This is a genomic window from Bacteroides ihuae (assembly GCF_900104585.1).
GTDB classification, from domain to species: Bacteria; Bacteroidota; Bacteroidia; order Bacteroidales; family Bacteroidaceae; genus Bacteroides; species Bacteroides ihuae.
This window is the reverse complement of the sequence record NZ_FNVX01000006.1, coordinates 1181658-1207804: the sequence shown is the minus strand read 5'-3', so window position 1 is coordinate 1207804 and position 26147 is coordinate 1181658. Positions and strand designations below refer to the sequence as shown.

Annotated in this window: 13 protein-coding genes and 1 pseudogene; 5 read left to right on the top strand and 9 right to left on the bottom strand. The window is 40.3% G+C overall.

What is annotated here, in order from left to right:
• Window positions 1–21 precede the first annotated feature (21 nt).
• On the top strand, window positions 22–3291 hold the full coding sequence (locus tag BQ5338_RS15600; RefSeq protein WP_071147684.1) for an exo-rhamnogalacturonan lyase family protein: 3270 nt from the start codon (window positions 22–24) through the stop codon (window positions 3289–3291).
• 395 nt (window positions 3292–3686) lie between these two features.
• On the opposite strand, the gene BQ5338_RS16910 is transcribed toward BQ5338_RS15600, so the two are convergent.
• Window positions 3687–3839 (bottom strand): hypothetical protein, encoded by a 153-nt coding sequence (locus BQ5338_RS16910; RefSeq protein WP_159431333.1) that lies wholly within the window; start codon window positions 3837–3839, stop codon window positions 3687–3689.
• Window positions 3840–4144: 305 nt separating this feature from the next.
• Between BQ5338_RS16910 and BQ5338_RS15590 the strand changes: the two genes are divergently transcribed.
• Window positions 4145–5443: a rhamnogalacturonidase gene (locus tag BQ5338_RS15590; protein WP_071147945.1), complete on the top strand. Its 1299-nt coding sequence runs from the start codon at window positions 4145–4147 to the stop codon at window positions 5441–5443.
• A 41-nt stretch (window positions 5444–5484) separates the two neighbouring features.
• Here the strand turns inward: BQ5338_RS15590 and BQ5338_RS15585 are convergent, their stop codons facing one another.
• From BQ5338_RS15585 to BQ5338_RS15560, 6 genes are all read right to left on the bottom strand, one after another.
• Window positions 5485–6528 carry a ribonucleotide-diphosphate reductase subunit beta gene (locus tag BQ5338_RS15585; RefSeq protein WP_071147682.1) on the bottom strand — a complete coding sequence of 348 codons (1044 nt, stop codon included), beginning with the start codon at window positions 6526–6528 and terminating at the stop codon, window positions 5485–5487.
• Window positions 6529–6561: 33 nt separating this feature from the next.
• Window positions 6562–9069 (bottom strand): ribonucleoside-diphosphate reductase subunit alpha, encoded by a 2508-nt coding sequence (locus BQ5338_RS15580; RefSeq protein WP_071147681.1) that lies wholly within the window; start codon window positions 9067–9069, stop codon window positions 6562–6564.
• 230 nt (window positions 9070–9299) lie between these two features.
• Complete coding sequence (locus BQ5338_RS17075; protein WP_078063517.1) at window positions 9300–10637, bottom strand: GDSL-type esterase/lipase family protein; 1338 nt, start codon at window positions 10635–10637, stop codon at window positions 9300–9302.
• Window positions 10638–10772: 135 nt separating this feature from the next.
• A complete protein-coding gene (locus tag BQ5338_RS15570) occupies window positions 10773–12839 on the bottom strand; it encodes a RagB/SusD family nutrient uptake outer membrane protein (RefSeq protein WP_071147680.1) in 2067 nt (688 codons plus the stop codon).
• Between the two features lie 21 nt (window positions 12840–12860).
• A complete protein-coding gene (locus BQ5338_RS15565) occupies window positions 12861–15959 on the bottom strand; it encodes a SusC/RagA family TonB-linked outer membrane protein (protein WP_235816456.1) in 3099 nt (1032 codons plus the stop codon).
• Between the two features lie 322 nt (window positions 15960–16281).
• Entirely contained in the window at window positions 16282–17025 is a 744-nt protein-coding gene (locus tag BQ5338_RS15560; RefSeq protein WP_071147678.1) for a rhamnogalacturonan acetylesterase, read from the bottom strand.
• Window positions 17026–17210: 185 nt separating this feature from the next.
• Between BQ5338_RS15560 and BQ5338_RS15555 the strand changes: the two genes are divergently transcribed.
• Entirely contained in the window at window positions 17211–18344 is a 1134-nt protein-coding gene (locus tag BQ5338_RS15555) for a glycoside hydrolase family 88/105 protein (RefSeq protein ID WP_071147677.1), read from the top strand.
• Between the two features lie 312 nt (window positions 18345–18656).
• On the opposite strand, the gene BQ5338_RS15550 is transcribed toward BQ5338_RS15555, so the two are convergent.
• Window positions 18657–20708, bottom strand: a complete 2052-nt coding sequence (locus BQ5338_RS15550) for a beta-galactosidase (protein ID WP_139265295.1) — start codon at window positions 20706–20708, stop codon at window positions 18657–18659.
• A gap of 73 nt (window positions 20709–20781) precedes the next feature.
• Window positions 20782–21711, bottom strand: a pseudogene (locus BQ5338_RS15545) (glycoside hydrolase family 43 protein); the annotation flags it as partial.
• A gap of 241 nt (window positions 21712–21952) precedes the next feature.
• Between BQ5338_RS15545 and BQ5338_RS15540 the strand changes: the two are divergent.
• Window positions 21953–24841 carry an exo-beta-1,4-galactosidase gene (locus tag BQ5338_RS15540; RefSeq protein ID WP_071147675.1) on the top strand — a complete coding sequence of 963 codons (2889 nt, stop codon included), beginning with the start codon at window positions 21953–21955 and terminating at the stop codon, window positions 24839–24841.
• A 25-nt stretch (window positions 24842–24866) separates the two neighbouring features.
• Window positions 24867–26144 (top strand): rhamnogalacturonan acetylesterase, encoded by a 1278-nt coding sequence (locus tag BQ5338_RS15535; RefSeq protein WP_071147674.1) that lies wholly within the window; start codon window positions 24867–24869, stop codon window positions 26142–26144.
• Window positions 26145–26147: the final 3 nt, after the last annotated feature.

Here is a 26147-nt window from a genome sequence, read left to right as displayed (position 1 = left end):
AAACTCAAGAACAATCATAAAATGAAACTCTTTACTAACATAGCAACATTTCTTTTCCTGATACTACCCTGCACATTGCAAGCGCAAGAAAAAACAGAATCGGGATTAAACAGCAAACAGTTCGCAAAGTACTGGCAAGTAGAATCGGAATCACCTGATTATAAGATTTCCTTTCGGAATGATACACTGGAGATGGTAGCTCCCAAAGGTTTGACTTTATGGAGAAAGGAAAAGATGAGTGGCGATGTTACGATTGAATACGACGCTTGCATTGTAGATGAAGGGATGCCTGGCGACCGCCTCAGCGATCTAAATTGTTTCTGGATGGCAAGTGATCCGCTCTATCCCAACGATATATGGAAACGGGCAAAATGGAGAAAGGGAGTGTTTAAACATTGCTATTCCTTGCAGATGTATTACATGGGGTATGGAGGCAATCATAACTCAACTTCCCGTTTCCGCCGTTACAACGGCAATTATGAGCAAGTAGAGAAGGAAAACAATCTGCCTGCCGTCCTACAAGAATACACCGACCAAGAACATCTGTTGAAACCTAACAAATGGTATCACATCAAGATAACCTGCATAGACAACAAGATTTGTTACTACATTGATAATGAACGGTTGGTTGACTATCGGGATCCCAACCCGCACCGCTCAGGATGGTTTGGTTTTCGCACTACATTGTCACGAGCAAGAATTAGCAACTTTAGCTATGTCACTCATCCGTCAGAGAACCAAACAATTCCTCTTCAATGGATTGGTGCTGTTCCTTCGGTCAATACGGCCGTTAGCTTTGGTGTGCCATTTGCTAAAGGAAAGGTTTCTTCCAAACAAAACTTTACGCTTAGCACTGCTGATGGAAAAGAGATCCCTACAGATAACTGGCAACTGGCTTACTGGCCCGACGGATCTATCAAATGGGGAGGTTTTGCCGCAGTTGTTCCCGCAACATCGGAGAGCTTAACTCTACATATTAATAATGGCAAGCATTCACAAACGACTCACAGTAAGCTAAGAATAAAAGAGTCCGCCGATCACATCATGATAGAGAACGGTACACTATCTGCTTTCTTCTCTAAAAAAGGAACATCTCTTTTTGATAGCTTGATTTATAATAAAACCCGTATTGCCGGTTCGGCTCAATTGGTGTGCCGAACGGAAAGCAAAGGAGTGAAGCAAGGCGATACCGAGTCGGTGACTTACACCAACTATCGAAGTGAAATTAAGAGTATGACTATTGAACGCCAAGGCAATGTACGTGTAGTGTTAAAGATAAAAGGCGTGCACAGAAACACGGAACGAGAATGGTTGCCTTTCATCGTACGTCTCTATTTTTATGCAGGCTGTGAAGAAATTAAACTGGTACATAGCATTGTGTATGACGGTGATCAGCAGAAAGATTTTATCAAAGGAGTGGGGTTAACGTTCAACGTACCCTTGCGGGAAGCTTTGTATAACCGGCATATTGCCTTCTCAGGAAGTGGAGAGGGATTATGGAGCGAGCCCGTGCAGCCTCTTACGGGAAGGCGAGCAATATCATTGAAAGAAAACAGGAACATCTATTCACAGCAAATGGAGGGAAAACGAATTCCTGAATATAAGGAGTTTGATTCCCTCAATCAAGATCTTATCGACCATTGGGCTTCGTGGGATGAGTACAGACTTTCGCAACTTAGTTCCGATGCTTTCAGCATCCGCAAACGAGCCAACGATACTAATTCGTGGATAGGGACTTTCTCCGGAGATCGCTCACGTGGTTTCGGTTTTGTGGGAGACGTAAGCGGTGGACTAGCTGTTTGCTTACAGAATTTTTGGGAATCTTATCCTTCTTCTATAGAAATCAAGGGAGCGAGAACAAACAATGCTGCACTCACCGTGTGGTTATGGAGTCCTGAGGGAGAGGCGATGGACTTGCGGCACTACGACAATGTGGCGCATGGACTGAATGAGAGCTACGAAGATGTGCAAGAGGGATTGAGTACTCCTTACGGCATTGCCCGTACCAGCGTGTTGATGCTTTCTCCACAAGCTACCTATCATGGAAAGGCTCAATTATCGGCTTTGGCCTCGGTTCTTTCTTCTCCTAAACAACTGATTTGTACTCCCGAATACCTACAGAGACAACATGCTTTCGGCATTTGGAGTTTGCCTGACAGAAGTACGCCCATGCGAAAAGAAGTAGAAAATCAATTAGATGCGACTATCAATTATTATCAACGAACTATCGAACAGCACAAATGGTATGGCTTCTGGAACTATGGAGACGTGATGCATACATACGACCCCGAACGCCACGAGTGGCTTTATGACGTTGGAGGTTTTGCTTGGGATAATACAGAATTGGGATCAAATATGTGGCTCTGGTACTCTTTCCTACGCACAGGGCGTGCCGACATTTGGCGAATGGCCGAGGCCATGACTCGCCATACCACGGAAGTTGATGTTTATCATTTGGGAGAGAATGCAGGATTGGGAAGTCGGCACAATGTGAGCCATTGGGGTTGCGGAGCCAAAGAGGCCCGTATCAGTCAGGCTGCATGGAATCGCTTTTACTATTACCTCACTACGGATGAACGCAGTGGCGACCTGATGACGGAAGTGAAAGATGCCGATCAAAAGCTCTACACAATGGATCCGATGAGACTGGCACAACCACGTGAGCAATTTCCTTGTACCGCCCCCGCACGACTACGCATCGGACCCGACTGGTTGGCTTATGCCGGAAACTGGATGACGGAATGGGAACGCACCGGGAACACAGTCTATCGGGACAAAATAATAGCCGGGATGAAGAGCATCGCTCAACTGCCCAACGGACTATTCACCGGCCCCAAAGCATTAGGTTTCGATCCGGCAACAGGGTTCATCAGCTATGAAGGTGATCCGAAGATGGAGAACACGAATCACCTTATGACTATCATGGGCGGTTTCGAGGTAATGAACGAACTCATGGAAATGGTAGACCTTCCTGAATGGAACAAAGTCTGGTTAGACCATGCTGCGCACTACACAAAGAAAGCATGGGACATCAGTCACTCTCGCTTCCTTATCCCCAAGCTTACAGCCTACGCTGCTTATCAAACCTCAAGTCCCGAACTAAAAAAGCAGGCTTGGGAAGAACTTATGCCTAAAAGTGGAAAGTACCCTTGGCAGCCCCTCCGAATGAAGAAGATTCTTCCGCCCGAAGTCCTTTCTCCAATAGATGAGGATACATCCGTCAGTACGAATAGTGTGGCTACTTGGGCAATCGATGCCATCTATATGCTTGAAGTAGCACCAATAGACTGAAAAAACGTGACCAATCAAACTAAGTTTATGCTCATATTTTTTGCGATTTCCTTTATATCGTTTAATTTTGTTATCGCTAAATATGATAAACTACATCTTGAATTTTACGTATCAAAATAAAGCTTTGAATGATGGAAAGAAAACGAAAAATTACACAAATAGATGGAGGAGTTATCTTAATAACAATCTTTGTGATCTATCATACTTATAAATTTGGATTCCTTTGGTATCTAATACCTTTCTATATCCTTGGGCCACTCTATTTTTCACTCATCTTGTATTTGAAAATTAAGGTTATGAAGAGAGGCAAAAACCCAAAAGAAATCTCCCCGAAAGCTTGACTTTGGTGATGTAATGTTGTATCTTTGTAAACGTAATCATAAAGTAGTTTCAAATTATAATACGGTAAAAGGAGGAAGTTGCGACTTTCTCCTTTTTTTGTGCACCAACCGTCTAATTACCCAAATGACGGTTACTTTTGAGCAAAAGAACGGTTCAGTTGGGCCATCTGCACGGTTCTCTTTGGTCGAAAGACGGTTTCTCTTCATCAATATGCCTATTTTTTAGGAGAATAACTCCTAAAGAAAAAAGTTTTTCTTCTATTTATATCCTAAAAACTTCAAGAGCTTTTCGAAAAGTGCAAATGGCGTTAATAATCAATAAACATGCTATTGACAAGAACGAGCTTAAAAGCGTATGACTGTATGGTATTATTGAGCGTGAAAGACAAAAGACTTAGTCAATAAATCACTAGATACAGGAATAGCCCGACTAATATTTCATTGAATCTACTTACATTTGCAATATGAAGCATTGAAAACACTATTCACTCTATTAATTGATGATTAAAGCCATGAAATTCACCACATTCTTATTCACCGTACTTATTAGTATTCAGCTCTTCGGACAAGAGAAGTTTCCCGACGGAACAGCTATTCCTGATTGGTTTAGAAAGAACGAAATTGCGAACATTGAGACTTTGGGCGCAAAATACAACGTTATCAACTACCAGGTAGTTAATGACAGCACCTTGCTGCAGACAGAGAAAATTCAATCAACCATCGATTTGGCTGCAAAGAATGGTGGCGGTGTAGTGATTATCCCTAAGGGGACTTATCTAAGCGGTGCTCTGTTCTTCAAGCCCAAAACTCACCTGTATCTCGAAGAAGGAGCGGTTTTGAAAGGTAGCGACGATATCAGTAACTTCCCCATTGCGCTTACACGCATGGAAGGGCAAACACTTAAATACTTCTCGGCTTTGATAAATGCTGATGGTGTGAATGGATTCACCATTTCGGGCAAAGGTACGATTAATGGCAATGGCTCTCGTTATTGGAAATCGTTTTGGTTGCGTCGTGCGGTAAATCCCAAATGCACTAACATGGACGAACTTCGTCCCCGGTTACTGTATATATCGAACTGTAACGATGTGCAAATATCCGGAGTAAGCCTCATCAATTCTCCCTTCTGGACTACTCACTTGTACAAAAGTAACAACGTAAAATTGCTCAATCTGCACATCTTCTCACCGGTTGCACCTGTAAAAGCTCCCAGCACAGACGGAGTCGATATTGACGCATGCAGCAACGTACTGATTAAAAACTGCTATATATCGGTGAACGACGATGCTGTTGCCCTGAAAGGTGGAAAAGGGCCGTGGGCGGATAAAGACACAACAAACGGTAGTAATCAAAATATCATTATAGAGGATTGCAACTATGGATTCTGCCACAGTGCCTTGACCTTCGGCAGTGAATCCATTCACGACCGCAACATTATTCTTCGTCGATGCATAGTGAAGAACGCAAACCGATTGCTCTGGTTAAAAATGCGTCCCGACACACCACAAAAATATGAATATATATTGATTGAAGACATTACCGGAGATGCTCAAAGTTTCCTTTATATCAAACCTTGGAAACAATTTTTCGACTTGCAAGGCAGGAAGGATACTCCAATGTCTTACTCGGATAACCTGACGATGCGCAACATTAACTTTGAATGTAATGTGTTCTTCAATGTCGATAAGTCAGACCAATATATACTCACCAATTTTACCTTTGAAAACCTAACAATCAAAGCCAAAAAAGGTGAGTACAATAAAAGTCTTATCAACCCATTTATTCTGAAGAATGTAAAAGTTACTCAATAAGTAACCATTATCTCAACAGATCTACTTCCATGGAGAGCAACTTACAAGTCGTCTTCAATGGAAGTAGATTTCGCATAAGCACTGGGCTTTGCCTCAAAGAAATCAGTCTTAATAAGATTAGCATTGCTGTACTGGGAAACCCATGACATGCTCGGAGGTTCATTCTCATATCCCTCAAACAGAACACCAAAACCAAGATTCTCTGAACGTAAGTTAGCCAAATACTTGATGTAGTCGGAAACCATCTCTTTCGTTAATCCCTCTATATCATCACCAATAACATAATCTCCCCAGGCGATCTCCTGAAGAGCTCCTTCCTTAATCATCTCACGGAAACTCTCCACTGCCTCAGGAGTAAAGAGTTGAGGCTCCTCTTTCTTCAACTCCAGAATAACCGAGCGAAAGAGCCACAAATGGGTGTTCTCATCACGGTTGATGTAACGTATCTCTTGCACCGAACCGGGCATCTTCCCATTACGACCCAGATTATAGAAGAACATAAAGCCGGCATAGAAGTAAATCCCCTCAAGAACATAGTTGGCAACCAATGTTTTCAGCAACTGGCCGGACTCTTTGTTCAATTGGAATTCATTGTATATATCCCCAATAAACTTATTACGTTTCAGCAGATATTCATCATCTTTCCATTGGTAAAGAATGGCAGCACGCTCTTCAGGGGAGCAGATCGTGTCGAGCATGTAGCTATACGATTGTGAATGCACCGCTTCCTGAAAAGCCTGAATAGTCAGGCACAGATTTACTTCGTTAGCCGTAATATACTCGGCTATATTAGGTAAGTTGGCCGTTTGAATACTATCCAGAAAGATCAGGAAAGAGAGAATCTTGTTGTAAGCCACCCGTTCAGAAGGACTTAGATTGCGGTAGTCCTTCATGTCCTGACTCATGTTTATCTCTTCAGGAATCCAGAAATTATTCATCGCCTGTCGATACCAGTTAGATACCCAAACATATTTCATGTTATTGAAATCGTTCAGGTTTGTAGTGTTCCCGTTTATTAATCGGCGAAGTGCTACATCCGTGTCGCCATGTTCATTAAACAAGGCCTTTTTATTTAAAGTCGTCATGATTATTTCTATTTATAAAGTGTATTGATGATATTAAGCAGAGCAAGTTTCGCACTCTTCCACCTCCAGAGATTTACTACGAACATAATAGAGCGTCTTTACTCCTTTCTCCCATGCCCGTAGATACAACTCCAATAGTTTTTTGAAAGTATATTCCTGCGTGATATAGAGGTTTACCGATTGTGCCTGATCAAGATGTCGTTGACGAATACCTGCGGCATCTATCACCCAACGTTGATCCATCTGATGTGCCGTTTTATAAAGCCAAAACGTTTTATCATCCAGTTGAGGAGCTACCCGAGGCACAATACTGCCCTTCTTTTCTTCAAGGAAATACCTGTTCATCACTGGGTCTGTACCTGCCGTGGTACCTGCAATGATGGATGTGGAGCTTGTGGGTGCAATAGCCATTAAGTATCCGTTGCGCATTCCATTGTTATGCACTTTAGATGCCAGACCTTTCCATGCCTCTGAAGTGTAATTGCGTGAACTAAAGTAATCGCCGGTGTGCCAATCACTCTTTTCAAAGAACGAATAAGCACCCTTCTCTGCAGCCAAATCCGAAGAAGCCTCAATAGCAAAATAATTAATACGCTCGTAAAGCTTATCCATTAACTCAAGGTGCTTGTCGCTCTCCCAATGGATTCCTTTCTGAGCCAAAAGATGATGATAGCCGCTAGTACCTAAACCAATAGGACGCATTTTCTTGTTGGTAATCTCTGCGTAAGGAATGGGATAATAGTTTAGATCAATCACATTATCCAGTGCACGAATAACGGTATGAATTGTATCACGCAACTCATCATCACTATCGGTATCAATATTTCCCAAGACAAGAGAAGCGAGGTTGCATACCACAAAGTCCCCGGCTTTTGTCTCTTCCACCACAATCTCGTTACCATCTTCCAGGCGAACAATTGTTTGTACCTCTTCAATCGCTTTCTGATTCTGCGCAATCTCCGTACACAGGTTTGAACAATAGATCATTCCCCTATGCTTATTCGGGTTCATACGATTAACGGTATCTCGGTTAAAGATGAACGGAGTACCCGTCTCCACAGCCGATTTAATGATAAGCCTCAACATATCTTTAATCTTTATCGTACGTTTGGAGATACGATGCTCTGCGACACATTCTTTATATTTCCGAGTCCATTCATCACCATAACAATCTTCTAAGGCATAACCTTTGAAAGTCAATATCTCATGAGGACACATCATGTGCCAGTCACCTTCAATATTGTCACGTACCATCTCCCAGAAGAAATCAGGTACACAGACGCCGGGAAAAATATCATGAGCCTTCATCCGATCATCACCGTTATTTGTTCTTAACTGCAAAAATTCAGGCATATCCCGGTGCCAGATATCCAGATATACAGCGACCGAACCCTGACGAACACCTAACTGATCGACAGCAATAGCTGTATCATTACAAAGCTTTATCCACTTAATTATTCCGCCTGCTACTCCTTTAAAGCCACGAATATCAGAACCGACCGCACGAACTTTACCAATATAGATCCCCATTCCTCCACCATATTTAGAGATCTGAGCGAAGTTATTGATTGTGCGATATATACCCACCAAGCTATCAGGCATCACATCCTCAAAGCAACTGGAAAGCTGACTAAGGGGTTTCCGGGCATTACTCATCACCGGAGTAGCCATCGTCACTTTCAAGAGACTCAATGCATCATAGATCTTTTTGGCCCAATACACTTTCTTTTCTCCCTCAGGCATAGCCAAATGCATAGCAATACCCATAAACATCTCTTGCGGTCTTTCCAAACGATTATGAGAATGATCAGAGATAAGGTATCGCTTAGTTAACAGATGCAGACTACTGTAAGTTAATAAAGAGTTTCTGGCAGGTTCCATATACGATGCAAGTTCTAAAACTTCTGCCTTAGAGTAATGTTCCAAAATATAAGTCCCATAAAGCTTTTCCGAAGTAAGGTACTTCAATTTATCGTAATAAGAATTCAAGCCCAACCTGCTCTCCTCTAAGCTAATGCTGTTTTCCAACTGTACGTTTAGGAACTTCGAAGCAATGAATTCCCAATTGGGCCCCTCGGGAGTGACCAACTCTACAGCAGCTTTAATCAAGATTTCCAGAGGATCAGTATTCTCTTTGTAGAAAGAGCGATATTTGGAGTAAAGCAGATTTAGTTCATAAGCCTTAGTCGAATAAATAGCCTGTACCTCTTTTAGTAAGGCAATCAAGTTATCGTCGTAGATAGTCGTTTTGAATTGATTTATTACGGCCCTATACTCCGAACGTTTTTCCCGATATAATATATAAGCTTTGGCCACTTGATAATGCCCATGTTTCATCAAAGCCATTTCCACCAAATCTTGTATCGTTTCAACATCCACACTTTCGCCCAACTCAATGCGTGTATCAATGTCATCGCAAATGGCTTGAAGCTCGTCTTCAGCCAAGGTTAACTGCAAGCCCATAAAAGCCCGACGGATGGCAGATTTTACTTTATCGAACGTAAAATCTTCGACCTGGCGGCTACGTTTTATTATTTTCATTCCAACTATGTTATTAATGCATTATAGAAATCTCATGAGAGATAAGAACAAAAAAGGTGTATACTATTGTTCTGATTATGTAAAAACAAAATCCCTATTGTTTGTTAAATACAAACAATAGGGATTCAGGTATTCAATGAAAGATATTTAGCTAAGATGAAATGAAATCACTGGATTAAAGGAATGATTAAGAAGGGTTCTCCTTTGAAGTATTTCAACTTAAAGAGAAACTAAAAGTCGACGGCTTTCTCAATCCATAGCTCAGACATTTTGCTATGTCCGGCAGCTGTAGGATGAATGCCATCCCATATCCAATATGCATTCGGTAATGCGGGATATTTATAGAATAAGCCATCAAACAGTTGCTGATAATTTAGAAAAGTAGCATGATAATCTTGCGCTATCTTCTCCACAACAGCTGCGGCCCGCCTCACCAGGCTATCACGCAGTTCAAAAGCGGTCATCTTACTCATGTTTATTGTGTTGGCAATAAAAGGAGAGCAGAGAACCAACTTTACATTAGGATTCTTACTCAATGAGCGATCGAGCAAAGCACGGTATCTTTTCTCCCAACCGACAAAGTCAAAAGAAGATCTTTTTTTATTATTCAGCATCCCATTAATATCATTCGTTCCTATCAAAATGGAAAGTACATCAGGATTCATATCCAAGACATCACTTTGCCAACGCTCCTCTAAGTTAGACAGCGTATTGCCACTAATCCCCCGATTGAAGAACTGGTAGTTCCGATCCGGATAAGTTCCTAAATAGTGAGCGGCACAGAGATACATATATCCACTGCCGAAGATGTGGTTTTGATCCCAGAGATTTCGCTCAGCAGACGTTTTTTTACCTTTGCCGCCACCTCCCCAGTTACCATCAGTGATGGAATCACCAATGAAGAGAACGCGTGCACCCACCTTATGACCGGTAATGCCCTGATAAACTTCCTTAGCCAAGACAGCAGCTCCCTGAGGATTCGGGTGAATATCATCAGGAAAAAGAGCCTTCAAGCCTTTTGTGGGAGTATGAAGATCAATCACCTCTAGCCCCATCTTCTTTGCTACCTTGTCAATCATAGGAATCACATCGGCTACTATAATGCTATCGTTGATACCCCATTGAATAGCAAATGCTGTGGCCGGATAACAAAGATAAATTTTAGGTTTGGAAGACAAAGACTGAAAAGCTTTCACCATCGTCTCCATATCTTTGGGATATTCTTCTTTATACTTCCAGTTCTGAGGTTTAGTATCATTAGTGCCCAACTTGATGACTACTACATTGGGCAAGTAATTCAGAGCATCCTGATACATCGTCTCCTTCATATAAGGGTAATCGCCCTTATTCAGGAGAGTGCGGGCACTAAAGCCAAAGTTAGCTACTTCATACCCATCGCCAAGCATGCGTCCCAACACAGATGGATAACTATGATTTGCACGATCTTTGATGCCTGCACCAAAGGTTATACTATTGCCAATACAAGCAACCTTGATTTTTGCTTCTTGTGCCGACAACTGTACAAGGCAAAAGAGCGCTACAAAAAGAAGAAGAGATAATCTTTTCATGGTATTATGATTTATCCTGCAAAGATATAATTTGTACGTTTACTTACCAATTCAATGACGATTTTATCGTAAACGTTTGCAAAAGAGGCATTCCTAAGTTAGGAATGCCTCTTTAAAATTATATACTAAATCTGATTAATAACCAGGATTTTGCATTGCAGCTTTTTCTTCAGCTGTCAGAGATTGTCCACTTTCATTAGTTATAGCATCCAAGAATGTTTGTGGGATTGGGCGATAGTAATGAGTAGAAGCACTGAAAGCTGTATTACCTCTAACATAACCATCATTGAAAGCTTTCCAGCGAGCTTCCAAAGTTTTAGTGCGTGCTAAATCTTCCCAACGAAGAGTTTCACCACAAAGCTCGCGAGTACGTTCATTCAAAATGAAGCACATCATTTTATCTGCATTGCTAGTACAACCTAACTTTGAATAGATAGGAGAATCTACAGTGGAATTATAGATGTCATTTACAGAGTTTATGTGCAAGCCTGACTTGGTAGAAGCTGTTGTTATTCCCAAATCATTATTTGACTCGTAATACGTATTCTTATCCCAATACACAGCACCATCTGGAGAGTAACCTCCACCATTGCCTTTGCAATAAGAGTTATTCTTATATGCTTGACCACCATCTACGTTTACTGAACGGTCTTCACCATCTTTAAATGCAGCACGATCACGTAATTTATTAATCCATGTAATAGTATTTGTGTATTCTGATTCACCTTGACGAGCATAAGCCTCAGCTACCATCAAAACATCCTCTGCAGAACGAGCCAGAATAGCATCACGGGTACCAAACTGAGAAGCAATAGCAATACGATAACCATCACGATATTTAGATAAAGCTACTGAACGTTTTTGTATACCATAGTAACCTTCATTTCCGTGCTCACCAACCCATTCTTGAGGTTCATCTTTAAAGTAACGTACAAAAGTATGAGTATTTTGCATAACACCATTTTTCAACACTCCGGTAGCATCATTTGTTACAGCATCATAACGGGAATCGCCGGCATTATTTACAACATATTTAATAGCCAGTTCACCACCCACGAAACGTTTAGAGCCAGAAACAGTACCTGTTGGCCCTAACTTAGCATTTGCATCTGACCAAGTAGGAGCGCCAGAAGTCGTATTACATCCATAGCAAGTTATAAACGATTTCCAGAAACGCGAATCATTAACGCGGTCAAAAACATCCATCGCATAATTAGTAGCACGAGCATATGAAAATTCGCGTCCACCAGAGATATCTCGTTTAGTTCCAGCTATATCTTGATAAACAGAAGGATAATAAAGGTGCATTTGATTTCCATAACGCCCCCAAGTCGTTTGATCATCAGAGAACTGGGCTGCTAAAACAACTTCAGAAACAGTTTCATTAGCACTATTAGCCTTCTGAAAGTCCCACAAATTAACATAGTCATTGCACAATGGGTGAGCATCAACAACTTCTGAAGCATATTTAATAACAGCAGTTAAGTCAGCTGCAGTCGTTGACGAATTCCAAGAAGAATATAGTTCGCTAGCACGAGTCAGATGAGCTTTAGCTAAGTAGTGAGCTGCTGCCCATTTCGTGATACGCCCTGTCTCTGCCGGAGTAGTAGGTAACAGATTATAAGCTTGCTCCAGATCTGCAATAATCTGAGCGAAACAGTCCTCTTCCGAAGCACGCGTAAAGTAAGTTTCAACACTTGTTGAAGGGGTCAATTTCAAAGGTACTCCACCATATTGAGCAACCAATTGCAAATAGAAATAACCTCTCATAAAGTAACCTTCACCCAAGCGAGTATTGTATTTAGAGTTAGTTTGGGCATAATAAAGTGGAACATTCTGAATCAACGTATTGGCAGATTCAATAGCGCCATACATATTGTCCCAGAAAGGAGAATTAGCACCTGTTTCTGCTGAATTTAAGTCAGTGCTATAGCAGTTGTAACTAGGTATAGAATTATTAGCATCCGTAAATTCATCAACACCTAAGTTAAAGAGTTCAATGCCCCATATATAATTAAATTTGAACTTTAACTTCTGATAAGCACCAGTAGATAATTCATCAAGACCTTCAGTTGTCTTGAAACGATCAGTACTATATTGTGTAGTCAGCTTCTCATCTAAAAAATCACTGCTACAAGACGTAATGCAAATACCTGTTGTACTTGCTATCAACGCTGCAAATAATATTTTATTTATTTTCATCTTAATTTTCTGTTTATAAAGTTAGAATCCTATATTGACACCAAAGACAAAACCTTTTGTAGTAATAGGAGAACCTGTTGTTACAGTATTGTTATCGTAATTTGAGAGGTCAGTATCCAAGTAATCACATTTCTTATAAATCATGAATGGATTCATACACTGAGCATAGACCTTTAATGAGCCAATACCTGATTTTTTCAGTTGTTTAGGAGTAAAATTATATCCAAAATTGATATTACGCATCTTAATAAAAGATCCATCTTGATAATTCATAGAAGAACTGTAAGTATCTGCACTTTCACCATTGGAACCTGGAGAATAATATTTAGCATTCTCATTTGTACCAGCAACCCAATAATCAATCTTACGTTGCATATAACGACCATCAAGTGTCAATGCACCACTCTTGAATGTTGATCCCCAACGAGTATAGATAAAGAAAGATAGTTCAAAATTCTTATAATTGAATGTATTAGTAATACCTCCTGACCAATCAGGACGAGATGTTCCCACAATTTTTTTATCATTATTAGCATCAATCGCTTTATCGTCATTCAAATCTTTCACTTTGATTTGACCAGGTTTACGGCCGTATTTTGCAGCCAGATCAGCTTCAGATGTCTTCCATATTCCGTCATATACATAGTCATAGTAAACACCTATTTCTTTACCTACAAACCATAAATTACCGACATCCTCTGTATTACCATTAGCCAATTCTGTAACCTTATTTTTATCTTTCGACCAAGTCAGATTAGTTGACCATGAAAAATCTGTAGTTTTGATATTTTGTGTATTAATCTGGAAATCAATGCCCCAACCTTCTGTTTTACCCACATTAGCATAAGTAGATGTATAACCTGTTAATGATGGAATAGACATTAGCATTAATAAGTCTTTAGTTTTAGTCTTATATACATCCAAGCTACCATTAATACGACCATTGAGAAAACCATAATCTACGCCAACGTTATACTGCGTTGTGCTCTCCCAAGTAAGATTATTATTAGTCATCTTTGCTGGATCCTTTTGAGAAGGGTCAGATGCAACATAACCTAAAGTTGAAGATGTAGTTCCCCAGTTATAGTACAAAGAAGTAAGAGCACCCTTAGTTGCATAAGCAGGGACTGCTGAATTACCTGTAGTACCCATACCAAAACGAAGTTTCAATGAGTTAACCCATTGAATATTCTTCATGAATTTCTCTTGGTCAATACGCCAGCCCAAAGCCAAAGAAGGGAAACAAGCCCATCTATTAGCATCAGACAGTTGAGATGCACCATCCCAACGAACAGAAGCTGTTAACAGGTATCTATCTTTGTAATTATAATTACCACGCATCATATATGACTCCATCTGTTTATCAGTCAATCCTGTGCCAAACGAACCTAGTTCACCTGCTGAATACAAGTTATACCACAATTCCGAGCTAGAAGCAACATCCGTAGCTTTCATCTCTCCATATTCATAATGATAGTCAGAAGCAGACTGCATTAAAGTTAGACCAATTTTATGATCATTAGCAATAGTGCGATCATAATAAATTAAGTTATCCAATGTCCAAGCACGCGTTTGATAGTTGTTATAAGCAGCAGTATTATTACCATCACCATTAATACCTTCAGCATCATAGAAAGTTCCTGTACGGTAATATTTAAACTCAGGACCAAACTGAGAACGAAATCTAAGGCCTTTTAATGGCTTCCACATCTCACCTAAATCGAATTGTGCATAGAAACTACCCGAAGCACGAAACGTTTGACGGTTATTAGTGGTGTATTTAAGTTCATTTATCGGATTAATGATATTAACATCACCAGCTGCAGGATTACGTATGTATGCACCATCCTCATCATAAGGAACAGTCCAAGGCAACATTCCTTTTAATGCTGAGTACAAATCACCTGCACCTGTTGCTGATTTAGTGAAACTATATCCATAGTCCTGATCACCAAAAGAGATGTTCATTGAAGTACCCATTTTAAAACTCTTTATAGGAGAAGCGTCAAAACTTGTTTTTGCAGTATAACGCTGGAACAATTGGCCCGGTTGAGTACCTTCTTGGCGTAAATAGCCAAATGAACCATAAGCCTGATATCTATCTGAACCACCAGAAGCGCTGACTGTATGCTCAGTTGACAAGCCTGTTTGCTTACCATACTTGCTCCAATCATAACTGCCAACTTTACTGCTGTCCCACTCAGTATTATTATTGGACCACCCTTTAGCTATATTAGCAAATGAAGCAGAGACCGAACCCCAAGTAGCAAGATCTGCAGCATAAGAGGGAGTGGCTGATTTATAAGTACCCATATTGTATTTTGCCAAACGAGCATAATCCAGCCATTCGCCAGCGTTCATATATTCAGTAACATCATACATTTTCTCTATCGTTATCGAGCCAGAGTAGTTTAAAGTAACTTTGCCTTCTTTACCGTGCTTAGTTGTTACCAGAATAACACCATTAGCTCCACGCGAACCATAAATAGCAGTTGCTGAAGCATCCTTCAAAATATCGATAGCTTCAATATCGCTCGGATTTATGTTTTCTATACCACCGCTTTGAAGCACCATTCCATCTACTACATACAATGGATTCTGATCAGCAGTCAGTGAGCGGACACCACGAATCTTAATGCTACCCGTTTCACCTGGGCGTTGGTTAGTAGTAATGTCAACACCAGCGGTCTTCCCTTGCATTGCTTGCAAAGCATCCTTAACTGGCATTGCTTTCAGCTCTTTCTCACCAACACGTGCCATTGCACCAGTCACGTCGCTCTTCTTTTGAACGCCATAACCTACAACCACAACTTCATCTAAAGCTTGTGAATCCTCTTTTAATAAAATTTTAAATGTAGTTTTCCCTGATACTGGAACAATTTGATTAATATAACCAATGTAACTTACTTTTAGTTTAGCTATATTAGCCACATTGTTTAATGCAAAATTACCATCTAAATCAGTAATAGTGCCATTTGTTGTACCTTCAACCAAAACATTAGCCCCAATAATAGGTTCATTACTTTGATCAAGAACAACACCCTTAATTGATTTGCTTTGTGCAAATCCAAATGTTGCAATCATTGAGAAAAATGCAACAAATAAAAACTTCGGGACCATCCCAAACAGGCTCAAATGCCTTTGTTGTTTTTTACTGTTTTCCATAAGATAAGTTTAACTATGATATTAAAATTCAAAAGTCTTTCAAAAGAAAAATCAAAAACGCAAATAATTTGCTTTATGAGCAGGAAGAATGCTCAACTGTTCAAGAGAAATATAGATTAACCTAGTATTCATAACTTCATGTTTTTCATTATTATTAATTTAAGTTTCGTGAAATAGTGTTGCAAAAATCATCATTTCCTAAATAAGAGCAAATGGATAAACGTACACATCCATAGATTTTTTCTTCTTCAGGGGTTATTGTACTGTTCTTTTTGATTTAAGACTGCACAATATGGCGGTATAATCCCTTAATATGCAAATCTTTAATGCCTTCCACAACAAAACGAGCAATCTGTTTTGCACCTGTTTCTCTTGTATGAGTATCATCTTTAGATCCATCAGGCTTCGACGAATCTTCTCCCGGATTAAGCCACATATATAACTCTTTCGATTTCTCCGAACCCAGATTCAGTATTAAATCGCGTGTCTTCACATTAATATCAATCATTGGCACGTTGTATTCATGAGCTACCGCACGAATGATGCTAGGATAATTCTTCAAACGATCGTCAACTAGATTACCTTGTTCATTAAAGGTACGCATCACAATGGGAGTTAACAACAGAGGGTTTGCCTTCTTGGCTCGCGTTTCTTCAATAAACTTAATAAGATTACGACGAAAATCTGCCGGTGAGGCATGACGCTCCGGCTTACTCGAAGTATCATTATGAGCAAACTGAATAAACACCCAGTCTCCTTTTCTCAGATTAACTGTAATGCTATCCCAACGTCCTTCATCTATAAAGGATTTAGTACTGCGACCTGCTTTAGCACGATTAACAACCTCAACATTACTATCAAAAAAAGATTGAAGCATTTGCCCCCAACCTCTTTGCAAAGTTTTGCTTGTATCGTAGGTTTGTGCAGTAGAGTCACCGGCGATAAAAACTCGAACCGGATTACTTGCCTGAGAAAGGCAGGTGAAAGTAAGAAGAGCAAAAGATAAAAACCACTTTTTCATAATATTTAATTTATGTAACGCAAAAATAAAGAGATGTAACAGAAACAACAATAGAGAATCGTACGCATGAACCAGATTAGATAATTGCGTATAATTTTCCATTTCAACAAGCCGACATAGCGGTTATCTTTGCCTAAGGATAACGAACCGAATCTTAAATTGTAATACATAAACACATATATAATATGAAAAAAATCCTTCTCATCTTTTTTAGCTTAATAATAGTCGCTTGTTTATCGACCGTTAGTGCACAAGAACTTCCCGACAAAAACGAAACGCTAAAAGTGCTAACGACGGTGAATGATTATTTTATGAAAAAGTACGAGGACTATACTCAACCCTTAAAGACAGACAAAGTACGCCCTAGCAATATATGGACTCGTGGCGTATATTATGAGGGATTAATGGAGCTCTACAAAATCTATCCACAAGAGAGCTATTATGACTATGCGTATGGATGGGCTGATTTTCATAAATGGGGAATGCGCAACGGAACCACAACACGCAATGCTGATGACCAATGCTGCGGACAAACATATATTGATCTATATAATATCTGTCCCGCCTCTCCCAAGATGGTAAAGGAAATAAAGGCTTGCATGAATATGCTAGTGAATACGCCACAAATAAATGACTGGACATGGATTGATGCCATACAAATGGGAATGCCTGTCTTAGCCAAACTCGGAAAGTTGACCGGTGAACAGAAATACTTCGATAAAATGTGGGATATGTACACCTATTCTAGAAACACCCATGGCAATAAAGGTTTGTTCAACTCTAAAGATGGTTTGTGGTGGAGAGATAAAGATTTTGAACCGCCTTACAAAGAACCTAATGGTGAAGATTGTTATTGGTCCAGAGGAAATGGATGGGTATATGCTGCGCTAGTTCGCGTGTTGAATGAGATCCCTCTAAATGAGAAACACAGAGCAGACTATATAAAAGATTTCATCATCATGAGTAAGGCACTTAAAGAATGCCAGCGCAAAGATGGCTTCTGGAATGTAAGCCTACACGATTCTGCTAATTTTGGCGGAAAAGAGTCTTCAGGAACTTCTCTTTTTGTTTATGGAATGGCTTGGGGAATACGTAACGGAGCACTGAACGGAGAAGAATATCTGCCTGTAGCATTAAAAGCATGGAACGCTTTGGTTAAAGAAGCTGTACATCCAGATGGATTCCTTGGATACGTACAAGGCACGGGCAAAGAGCCTAAAGACGGACAACCCGTAACATATACAAGCATTCCTGACTTCGAAGACTATGGAGTAGGTTGTTTCTTGTTAGCCGGTTCTGAAATTTATAAACTTAAATAGCACATCGTTAACTGGTAGTTAAGAATAAACACACAGGTAGTAAGATTGGAAGATGGTCTCATAGGTTAATAGATTAATAGATAGATAAATACTTTTCCATCAACTGAATCTTACCCTGCGTGTTTTCCTTTCACGATTCTTAAAACAAATCATAATGTAGCATAACATCCCCATGTTCTTACTAGAAACATCCCCATCTTGTAAAAGACAACATCTCCATGTTTTAGATTAAAACATGGAGATGTTCTGGTTATATAAAATACGTAAAATAAAGGCAGATAGCGTGTAGCAAGCAGAAAGAAGTTACGTCCTCTAAATCTTGTAAACGAGTACTCCGGCTGTAGGTATAACAGCACTCCCAATTAAGACTTTTGCTCCGGTAGGTAATGTAAACTCATAAGGTTCATCCGAATAGTTGAGTACGATAGCGAATCCATTGCGATATTCCATAGTCACACCATAAGGAAGATCCATCACGGGAATATTCAGTGTAGTATATAACTTCTTTAGTATATCGGCTTCTAAAGAGCCATCAGTTGAGTCAACTCCAATATAGGTGATTGTACCTTTCCCTAATTTGCGGAACGTAACAGCCGGCTTTCCGTCATAGAACTCTTGCGCATAGGTTGCCCACACTTGAGAATCCTTACCGGGAATGAGTATCTCACCCCACGTATTCCACGTATATTTTTTGCCTGCCATCTCTACCACACCCGGATCTTTGGGTAACAACAAATCATAGAAATCCATTGAATTACCCGTCAGATTGTTTATCAACGAACCAAAGGGAGCTGCGAACAAGCGACCAAATCGATCTTTTTGCGCTGTACGGCAAGTCAGCACCAAATTACCACCGTTCTGAACATAATTAGTCCATCTTTCTACTAAGTCTTTATCAGCTAGCTGATAGGCAGGAGCTATCAGTACGGGATATTGACTGAAATCTTTTTCTTCGGTAATGAAGTCAACCGGTGCACCAAATGATTTAAGCGTACGATAATACTTCTCTATATGCCCCATTGTGCTCCATGTTGCATTTTGTTTTTGACGATCTATACTCCATGCATTTTCATGATTAAAGAGAATGGCCGTCGTTCTGTCAACATAATCTTTCGGTTTCTTATCACGAGGAGAAAATTCTTTTCTAAGCATCTTAACTTCACTGATGAACTCTTGATACTCACGCCCGCCGGGAGTAACCGTTACGCCATCAGTGCCTACAATACCATAGTGATATTGTTCCGTCCCATATAAGGGCTGACGATAGCGATAGGTACAAACAAAATCACTTCCCCCGGCAAAAACACTCCAAAGCCATAAGCGAACAGCTCCGGGAAGCGGTTGTGGGTTTATGCTGCCCCAATTCACCTGACCGGGTTGTAGCTCCATCACGCCATAGGTACCTTGAATCGGACGAAAGAAATCATTAGCAAAGGCAATACGAAGCGGATTGCCTACCCGATAACCCCGACGACCTATACCTTCATTATCGCCATAAACCATGTAACGGGTATATGAAACGAAATCCAGCTCTTTACTCCCACCAATATGCCCTTCATCGTAGTTGGGTATATAGTTAGTAGTAACCCACTGATTTTTAGCATATTTCTTTATCAACAAACTTTGCTCATTGAGAAAATCATTAGTCACTCCGGCTGCAAAACGGCGATAATCTAAAATCTGATGATGATTCATAAACATCTGTCGGGTTTTAGGAAGAGTAATCTCATCAAAGGTGGTATAGACTTCACTCCAAAAGGAAGTGCCCCAAGCATCATTCAAAGCTTTGATGCTATTATCGTATTTATTACGAAGGAAATCACGGAAAGCCATTTCGGCCTTTGGATTATAGTCAAACTGCACCGCCGGTTCATTATCAAGTTGCCAACCAATAACCCGAGCATCATTTCCATAATGTTCAGCCAATCTCTCTATCATTTTATAGGAAAGCTCTCTATAAAGTGGAGACGCAAAAGACGCATGTTGGCGAGCACCATGATCGAGCACCGTACCATCTTCCTGGCGAAGCAATATTTCAGGATACTTGCGACTCAGCCATACGGGAGGGGTTGCAGTAGAAGTACACAAGACCACCTTTAAATCATGCTTGGCAGCAAGAGCTACAGCACGATCCAGCCATGCAAAATCATATTTGCCTTCAGAAGGCTCCAGTTGCGCCCAAGCAAATTCAGCAAAGTGCGTAAACTCAAATCCCAGTTCATGCATTTTCTTAAAGTCCCTATTCCACTGGCTCTCATCCCAATGTTCAGGATAGTAATATACGCCCGTCAACGTGAGATCTTTATCCTTAAACCATTGTTTAGAGGAAGGTTGTTGCGCCTGCAAACCAATTGGCAACACCATACAAGTCAACAAAATAGATAATAAGATTCGTTTCATAGTAACATTTATTATTAGGAGGTTATTCTTTCATTCTCAGCAAAGAATCAAGCACTTTACTATCTACAGTAAAAGCAGTACCGTGCCGGGTTCCTTTCGGGAAAACAATTTTATCCGACACATCTTCCCAATGAACACAGTCTTTGGAACGAACCGCACCGTACTTATGATCGCGATATTTATCAAAATACACATAGAGGTAATCACCCACAATCAATGGTGCGGGGCCTTCTGCCCAATAATCACCTGTTATAGGAGCAGAAACTGCCACAGGAAAGCCATCTTTAATATTTTTAGTTTTGGTCACACGTAGATTTTTCTCTGGAGGATTAGAATTCTCATTCTTCACGACCATTATCAATTCATTATTTACGTCCTTTACAATAGCAGCATCAATCACACTAAAATCGGGATCAAAGAATATCTTTGTCTTCGAGAACTTTTTAAATTTCTTTGTGGTCACATAGTAGATACGGTGATTTAGCCCTTTCTCGCTTTCACTCGTAGCGACCTGTTTATGTCTCCCGGGAATAGTTGTAGCCCAAAAAATGTAATAAGTCTTCGATGGCCCGTCATAGAACAATTCAGGTGCCCAGCAATTGTGTGCCGTAGGTTCATGCATCATCACAGGAATGGCTTTTTGTTCAGACCAATGCAACAGATCGCTCGATGAAGCGTATCCAATGATACGATCCGTCCAGCTGGAAGTCCACACCATGTGGAAAGTCCCATCAGGAGCCTGACAGATACTAGGATCTCTCATCAACTTATCTTTTCCTACAGAAGGTATTAAAAAGGAGTTTCCCTCGTTCAATGGTTCCCACTTCAAACCATCTCGACTATAGGCTAAATGAAGCCCATCTTTGCTATCATTAATGAAATAAGAAAACAGGTATGCCTTCTCCTGCCCCCGGACAATGGCCAAAAACAAAAAGGTGAAGCATGCGAAAAGAAGAATTTTCTTCATCATATTAGTATTAAAATTAATAGAGTTATCAAACATACAAATATAATCGAATCAAGCTGAAAGAAAAATAGTCTTAGACTAAAAACTCTAGTTATATTATTGCAAAATACTGTAATATCGTACAAAGCAATATAATTACAGGTGATTTCACACGAATTTCTATCTATCTGTACATCTTTCTAGGATGAGTAATAGCAAAAATCTGTACCTTAGCTTTCGGATTATTATTAAAGTAAATATTATGCAAAAACATTTTCTTACACTATCTCTTCTTATAACAATAGCAACAACTCTATCCGCACAGAATATGCTCGACATTGCAGGCAAATGGAGCTTTCAAATCGACAGAAATGATGCGGGAGTCAAAGAACAATGGTATAAAAAGATATTAACTGATGAAATAAATCTCCCTGGATCGATGCCAGAAAAACTTAAAGGGGACAATGTTACTGTACAAACCAAATGGACTGGCAGTTTATATGATAGCTCTTATTACTTCAATCCATATATGGAGAAGTATCGGATAGAAGGAAACATAAAGCTTCCCTTCTTCCTGACACCGGATAAACATTATGTCGGTGTAGCGTGGTATCAAAAGCAGGTTGTCATTCCTGCTAATTGGAAAGGCGAGCGAATCTTACTCTATCTGGAGCGTCCACACATAGAAACAACTGTATGGATTAACGAAAAAAAAGCAGGTATGCAAAACAGCCTTTGTGTGCCACACATATATGATATAACTGATCTTATTGCCAAAGGAAAATGCAGAATTTCTATTCGCGTAGATAATCGTATTAAAGAGATCAACGTAGGACCGGATTCTCACAGCATTACCGACCAGACGCAAGGTAATTGGAACGGAATAGTCGGAAAAATCAATTTAATGACCACTCCAAAAGTCTATTTCGAAGATATTCAGGTATATCCGGATCTTGCAAACAAGAAGGCAATAGTGAAAATGGTGCTAAAATCCACTTCACCCTCAGCCACATCTGCGGCAATAACTCTCTCTGCAAAGAGCTTTAATTCGGAACAAAGTCAGACTGTGCCCGCGATAACAAAAAGCTTCGTGGTAAAAGATGGAGTACTCAATTGTGAAATGGAACTACCCATGGGAGACCGAATGCTAACATGGGATGAATTCGACCCTGCATTGTACCTGTTGCACGCAGAAATAGCAAGTAATAAAGGTAAAGAGAAGAAGGAAGTACAATTTGGAATGCGAGAATTTTCCATCAAAGGGAAATGGTTCTATGTGAATGGGATTAAGACAATGCTTAGAGGAACAGTAGAAAACTGTGATTTTCCTTTGACTGGTTATGCACCTATGGATGTGAAAGATTGGGAAAGAGTCTTTCGCATTTGCCGCAACTACGGATTGAACCACATGCGTTTTCATTCTTTCTGCCCACCGGAAGCTGCGTTCATTGCGGCTGATTTAGTGGGATTCTATTTGCAACCGGAAGGACCAAGTTGGCCAAATCATGGACCTAAATTAGGAATGGGACAACCTATTGATACTTATTTAATGGATGAAACCATTCGACTAACGAAAGCTTATGGTAACTATGCATCCTATTGTATGTTAGCTTGTGGCAACGAGCCTTCGGGACGCTGGGTCGCCTGGGTTACCAAATTTGTAGAATACTGGAAAAAAACTGACTCGCGCAGAGTATATACCGGAGCATCAGTGGGTAATAGTTGGCAATGGCAGCCCAACAATCAATATCATGTTAAAGCTGGTGCCAGAGGACTCAATTGGACCAATGCAATGCCGGAGTCGAAATCGGATTATCATGAAAAAATAGATACTGTAAAGCAACCCTATGTATCGCATGAAACAGGTCAATGGTGCGCTTTTCCTAATTTTAATGAAATAAGAAAATATACGGGCGTAAACAAGGCACGCAATTTCGAGATTTTCCAAGATCTACTTACTGATGGTAAGATGGGAAACAAAGGGCATGACTTCATGATGGCTTCAGGAAAGCTACAAGCTCTTTGCTATAAAAATGAGATAGAGAGAACTCTTCGTACCCCGGACTATGCGGGTTTTCAGTTGCTGGCTCTGAATGACTACTCTGGGCAGGGTACAGCCTTAGTTGGACTGTTAGATGTCTTTTTTGAAGAAAAAGGATATATCACAGCCAGTGAAGTTCGACGATTCTGCAATGCTACTGTACCCTTAGCCCGCATCCCTAAATTTGTATATAAGAACGACGAAACGTTCACTGCTACTATTGAAGTCGCTAATTTTTATAAAGCAACGCTCAAAAACGCTAAAGTTGTTTATACAATCAAAGATGCATATGGCAAAATTTATGCAGAAGGAGTACTTTGTACAAAAGATATTCCGATAGGCAACTGTTTCCAGCTAGGACAAGTAAACTACTCGCTAAACAACGTTACCTCTCCACAAAAACTTAATTTGGAAGTAAAAATAGAAGGAACAGAAGCCTTGAACGACTGGGATTTCTGGGTATATCCTGCACAGGTAGAAGTGAAAAAAGGTAGCGTATACGTTACAGATACTTTCGACACCAAAGCACATGAAGTCTTAGAGCAAGGTGGCAATGTATTAATTACCGCCGCTGGAAAGATCTCCTACGGAAAAGAGGTCGTACAATACTTCACACCTGTGTTTTGGAATACATCTTGGTTCAAGATGCGCCCTCCGCACACCACAGGCATTTGGGTAAACGACAAGAGCCCACTCTTTAAAAACTTTCCGACAGAATATCATAGCAACCTGCAATGGTGGGAGCTGCTCAACAAAACTCAAGTGATGCAATTTACGGAGTTTCCCGATACCTTTCAGCCACTAGTACAAAGCATCGACACATGGTTCATCAGCCGCAAAATCGGAACTTTATTTGAAGCGAATGTATTGAATGGAAAGTTGATGATGACTAGTATGGATATAACCAGTGATCCCGATAAGCGCATTGTTGCACGACAAATGTATAGCGCTATTTTAGATTACATGAATTCTGATTATTTCCGCCCACAGGAAAAAATAAATGTGGAACAAATACAAAACCTATTTACCAAGAATGCACCAAAAGTAAACTCTTACACCAAGGATTCTCCCGACGAGTTAAAACCTACAAAAGGAGACAAAGGAAGATGAGAACAAGTAAACAATATATAAATAAATGAAGAAGTATTATATAGTAGCCTTAGCACTAGCCATTAGTGCAATGGGTAAAGCACAACAAATCAGCTACTCTTTCCGCTTTGATAGCAATAAAAAAAGTGAAGGAGTAGTCAATATCACTCCACAAAACATCTTTAGTGAGGCTGCAGGATATGGCTACGACCTGCAAGCAGCACCCGATGGTAAAAGTAACCATCCGTTTTACTTCTCTGTAAACGTGCCCGATGGCAACTACAAAGTTACTGTTACGCTTGGCTCGAAAAAGAAAGCGGGTGAAACCACTGTACGCGGAGAATCTCGTCGACTATTTATAGAGAACCTGCCTACGAAAAAAGGAGAATTGGTAGAATGTTCATTTGTTATCAACAAGAGAAACACCCTGATTGCCGAAGGAGAATACGTGAAGATTAAGCCCCGGGAGAAGAAAAAGCTGAACTGGGACGATAAGTTAACATTGGAATTTAATGGAGATACGCCACTGTTGTCGGCACTCCACATTGAAAAAATAGAAAATGTTCCTACCGTATTCTTATGCGGCAATTCTACAGTTGTGGATCAAGATAATGAGCCATGGGCAAGTTGGGGACAAATGATTCCACGATTCTTTAATGACCAAGTGTGTATTGCCAATTACGCAGAATCTGGAGAATCAGCCAATACTTTCATTGCCGCCGGAAGATTGAAAAAAGCACTCACCCAAATGAAGGCAGGAGATTATCTTTTCATGGAATTTGGACACAATGACCAGAAACAGAAAGGGCCGGGCAAAGGAGCTTACTACTCATTCATGACCAGCTTAAAAATATTTGTCGACGAGGTTCGTGCGCGAGGAGCATACCCTGTATTAGTGACACCCACTCAGAGAAGAAGTTTTAACGCAGAAGGAAAAATAGTAGACACACACGAAAATTATCCTGAAGCAATGAAGTGGCTGGCACATAAAGAGAATGTTCCATTAATAGATTTGAATTCCATCACCCGCACCTTATACGAAGCAATGGGTGTTGAGAATTCAAAGAAAGCTTTTGTTCACTATCCGGCAAATACATTCCCCGGACAAACTAAAGCTTTAGAAGATAATACGCATTTCAATCCTTATGGTGCCTATCAAGTTGCTAAGTGCGTTATTGAAGGCATGAAAAGCATCCAATTAGATCTTACTAAATATCTAAAAAGTGATTACCACACCTTCGATCCGGCACATCCTGACAATCGGGCTTCTTTCCGATGGAAACCCAGTCCATTTACCGAAATTGAAAAGCCTGATGGAAACTAACAA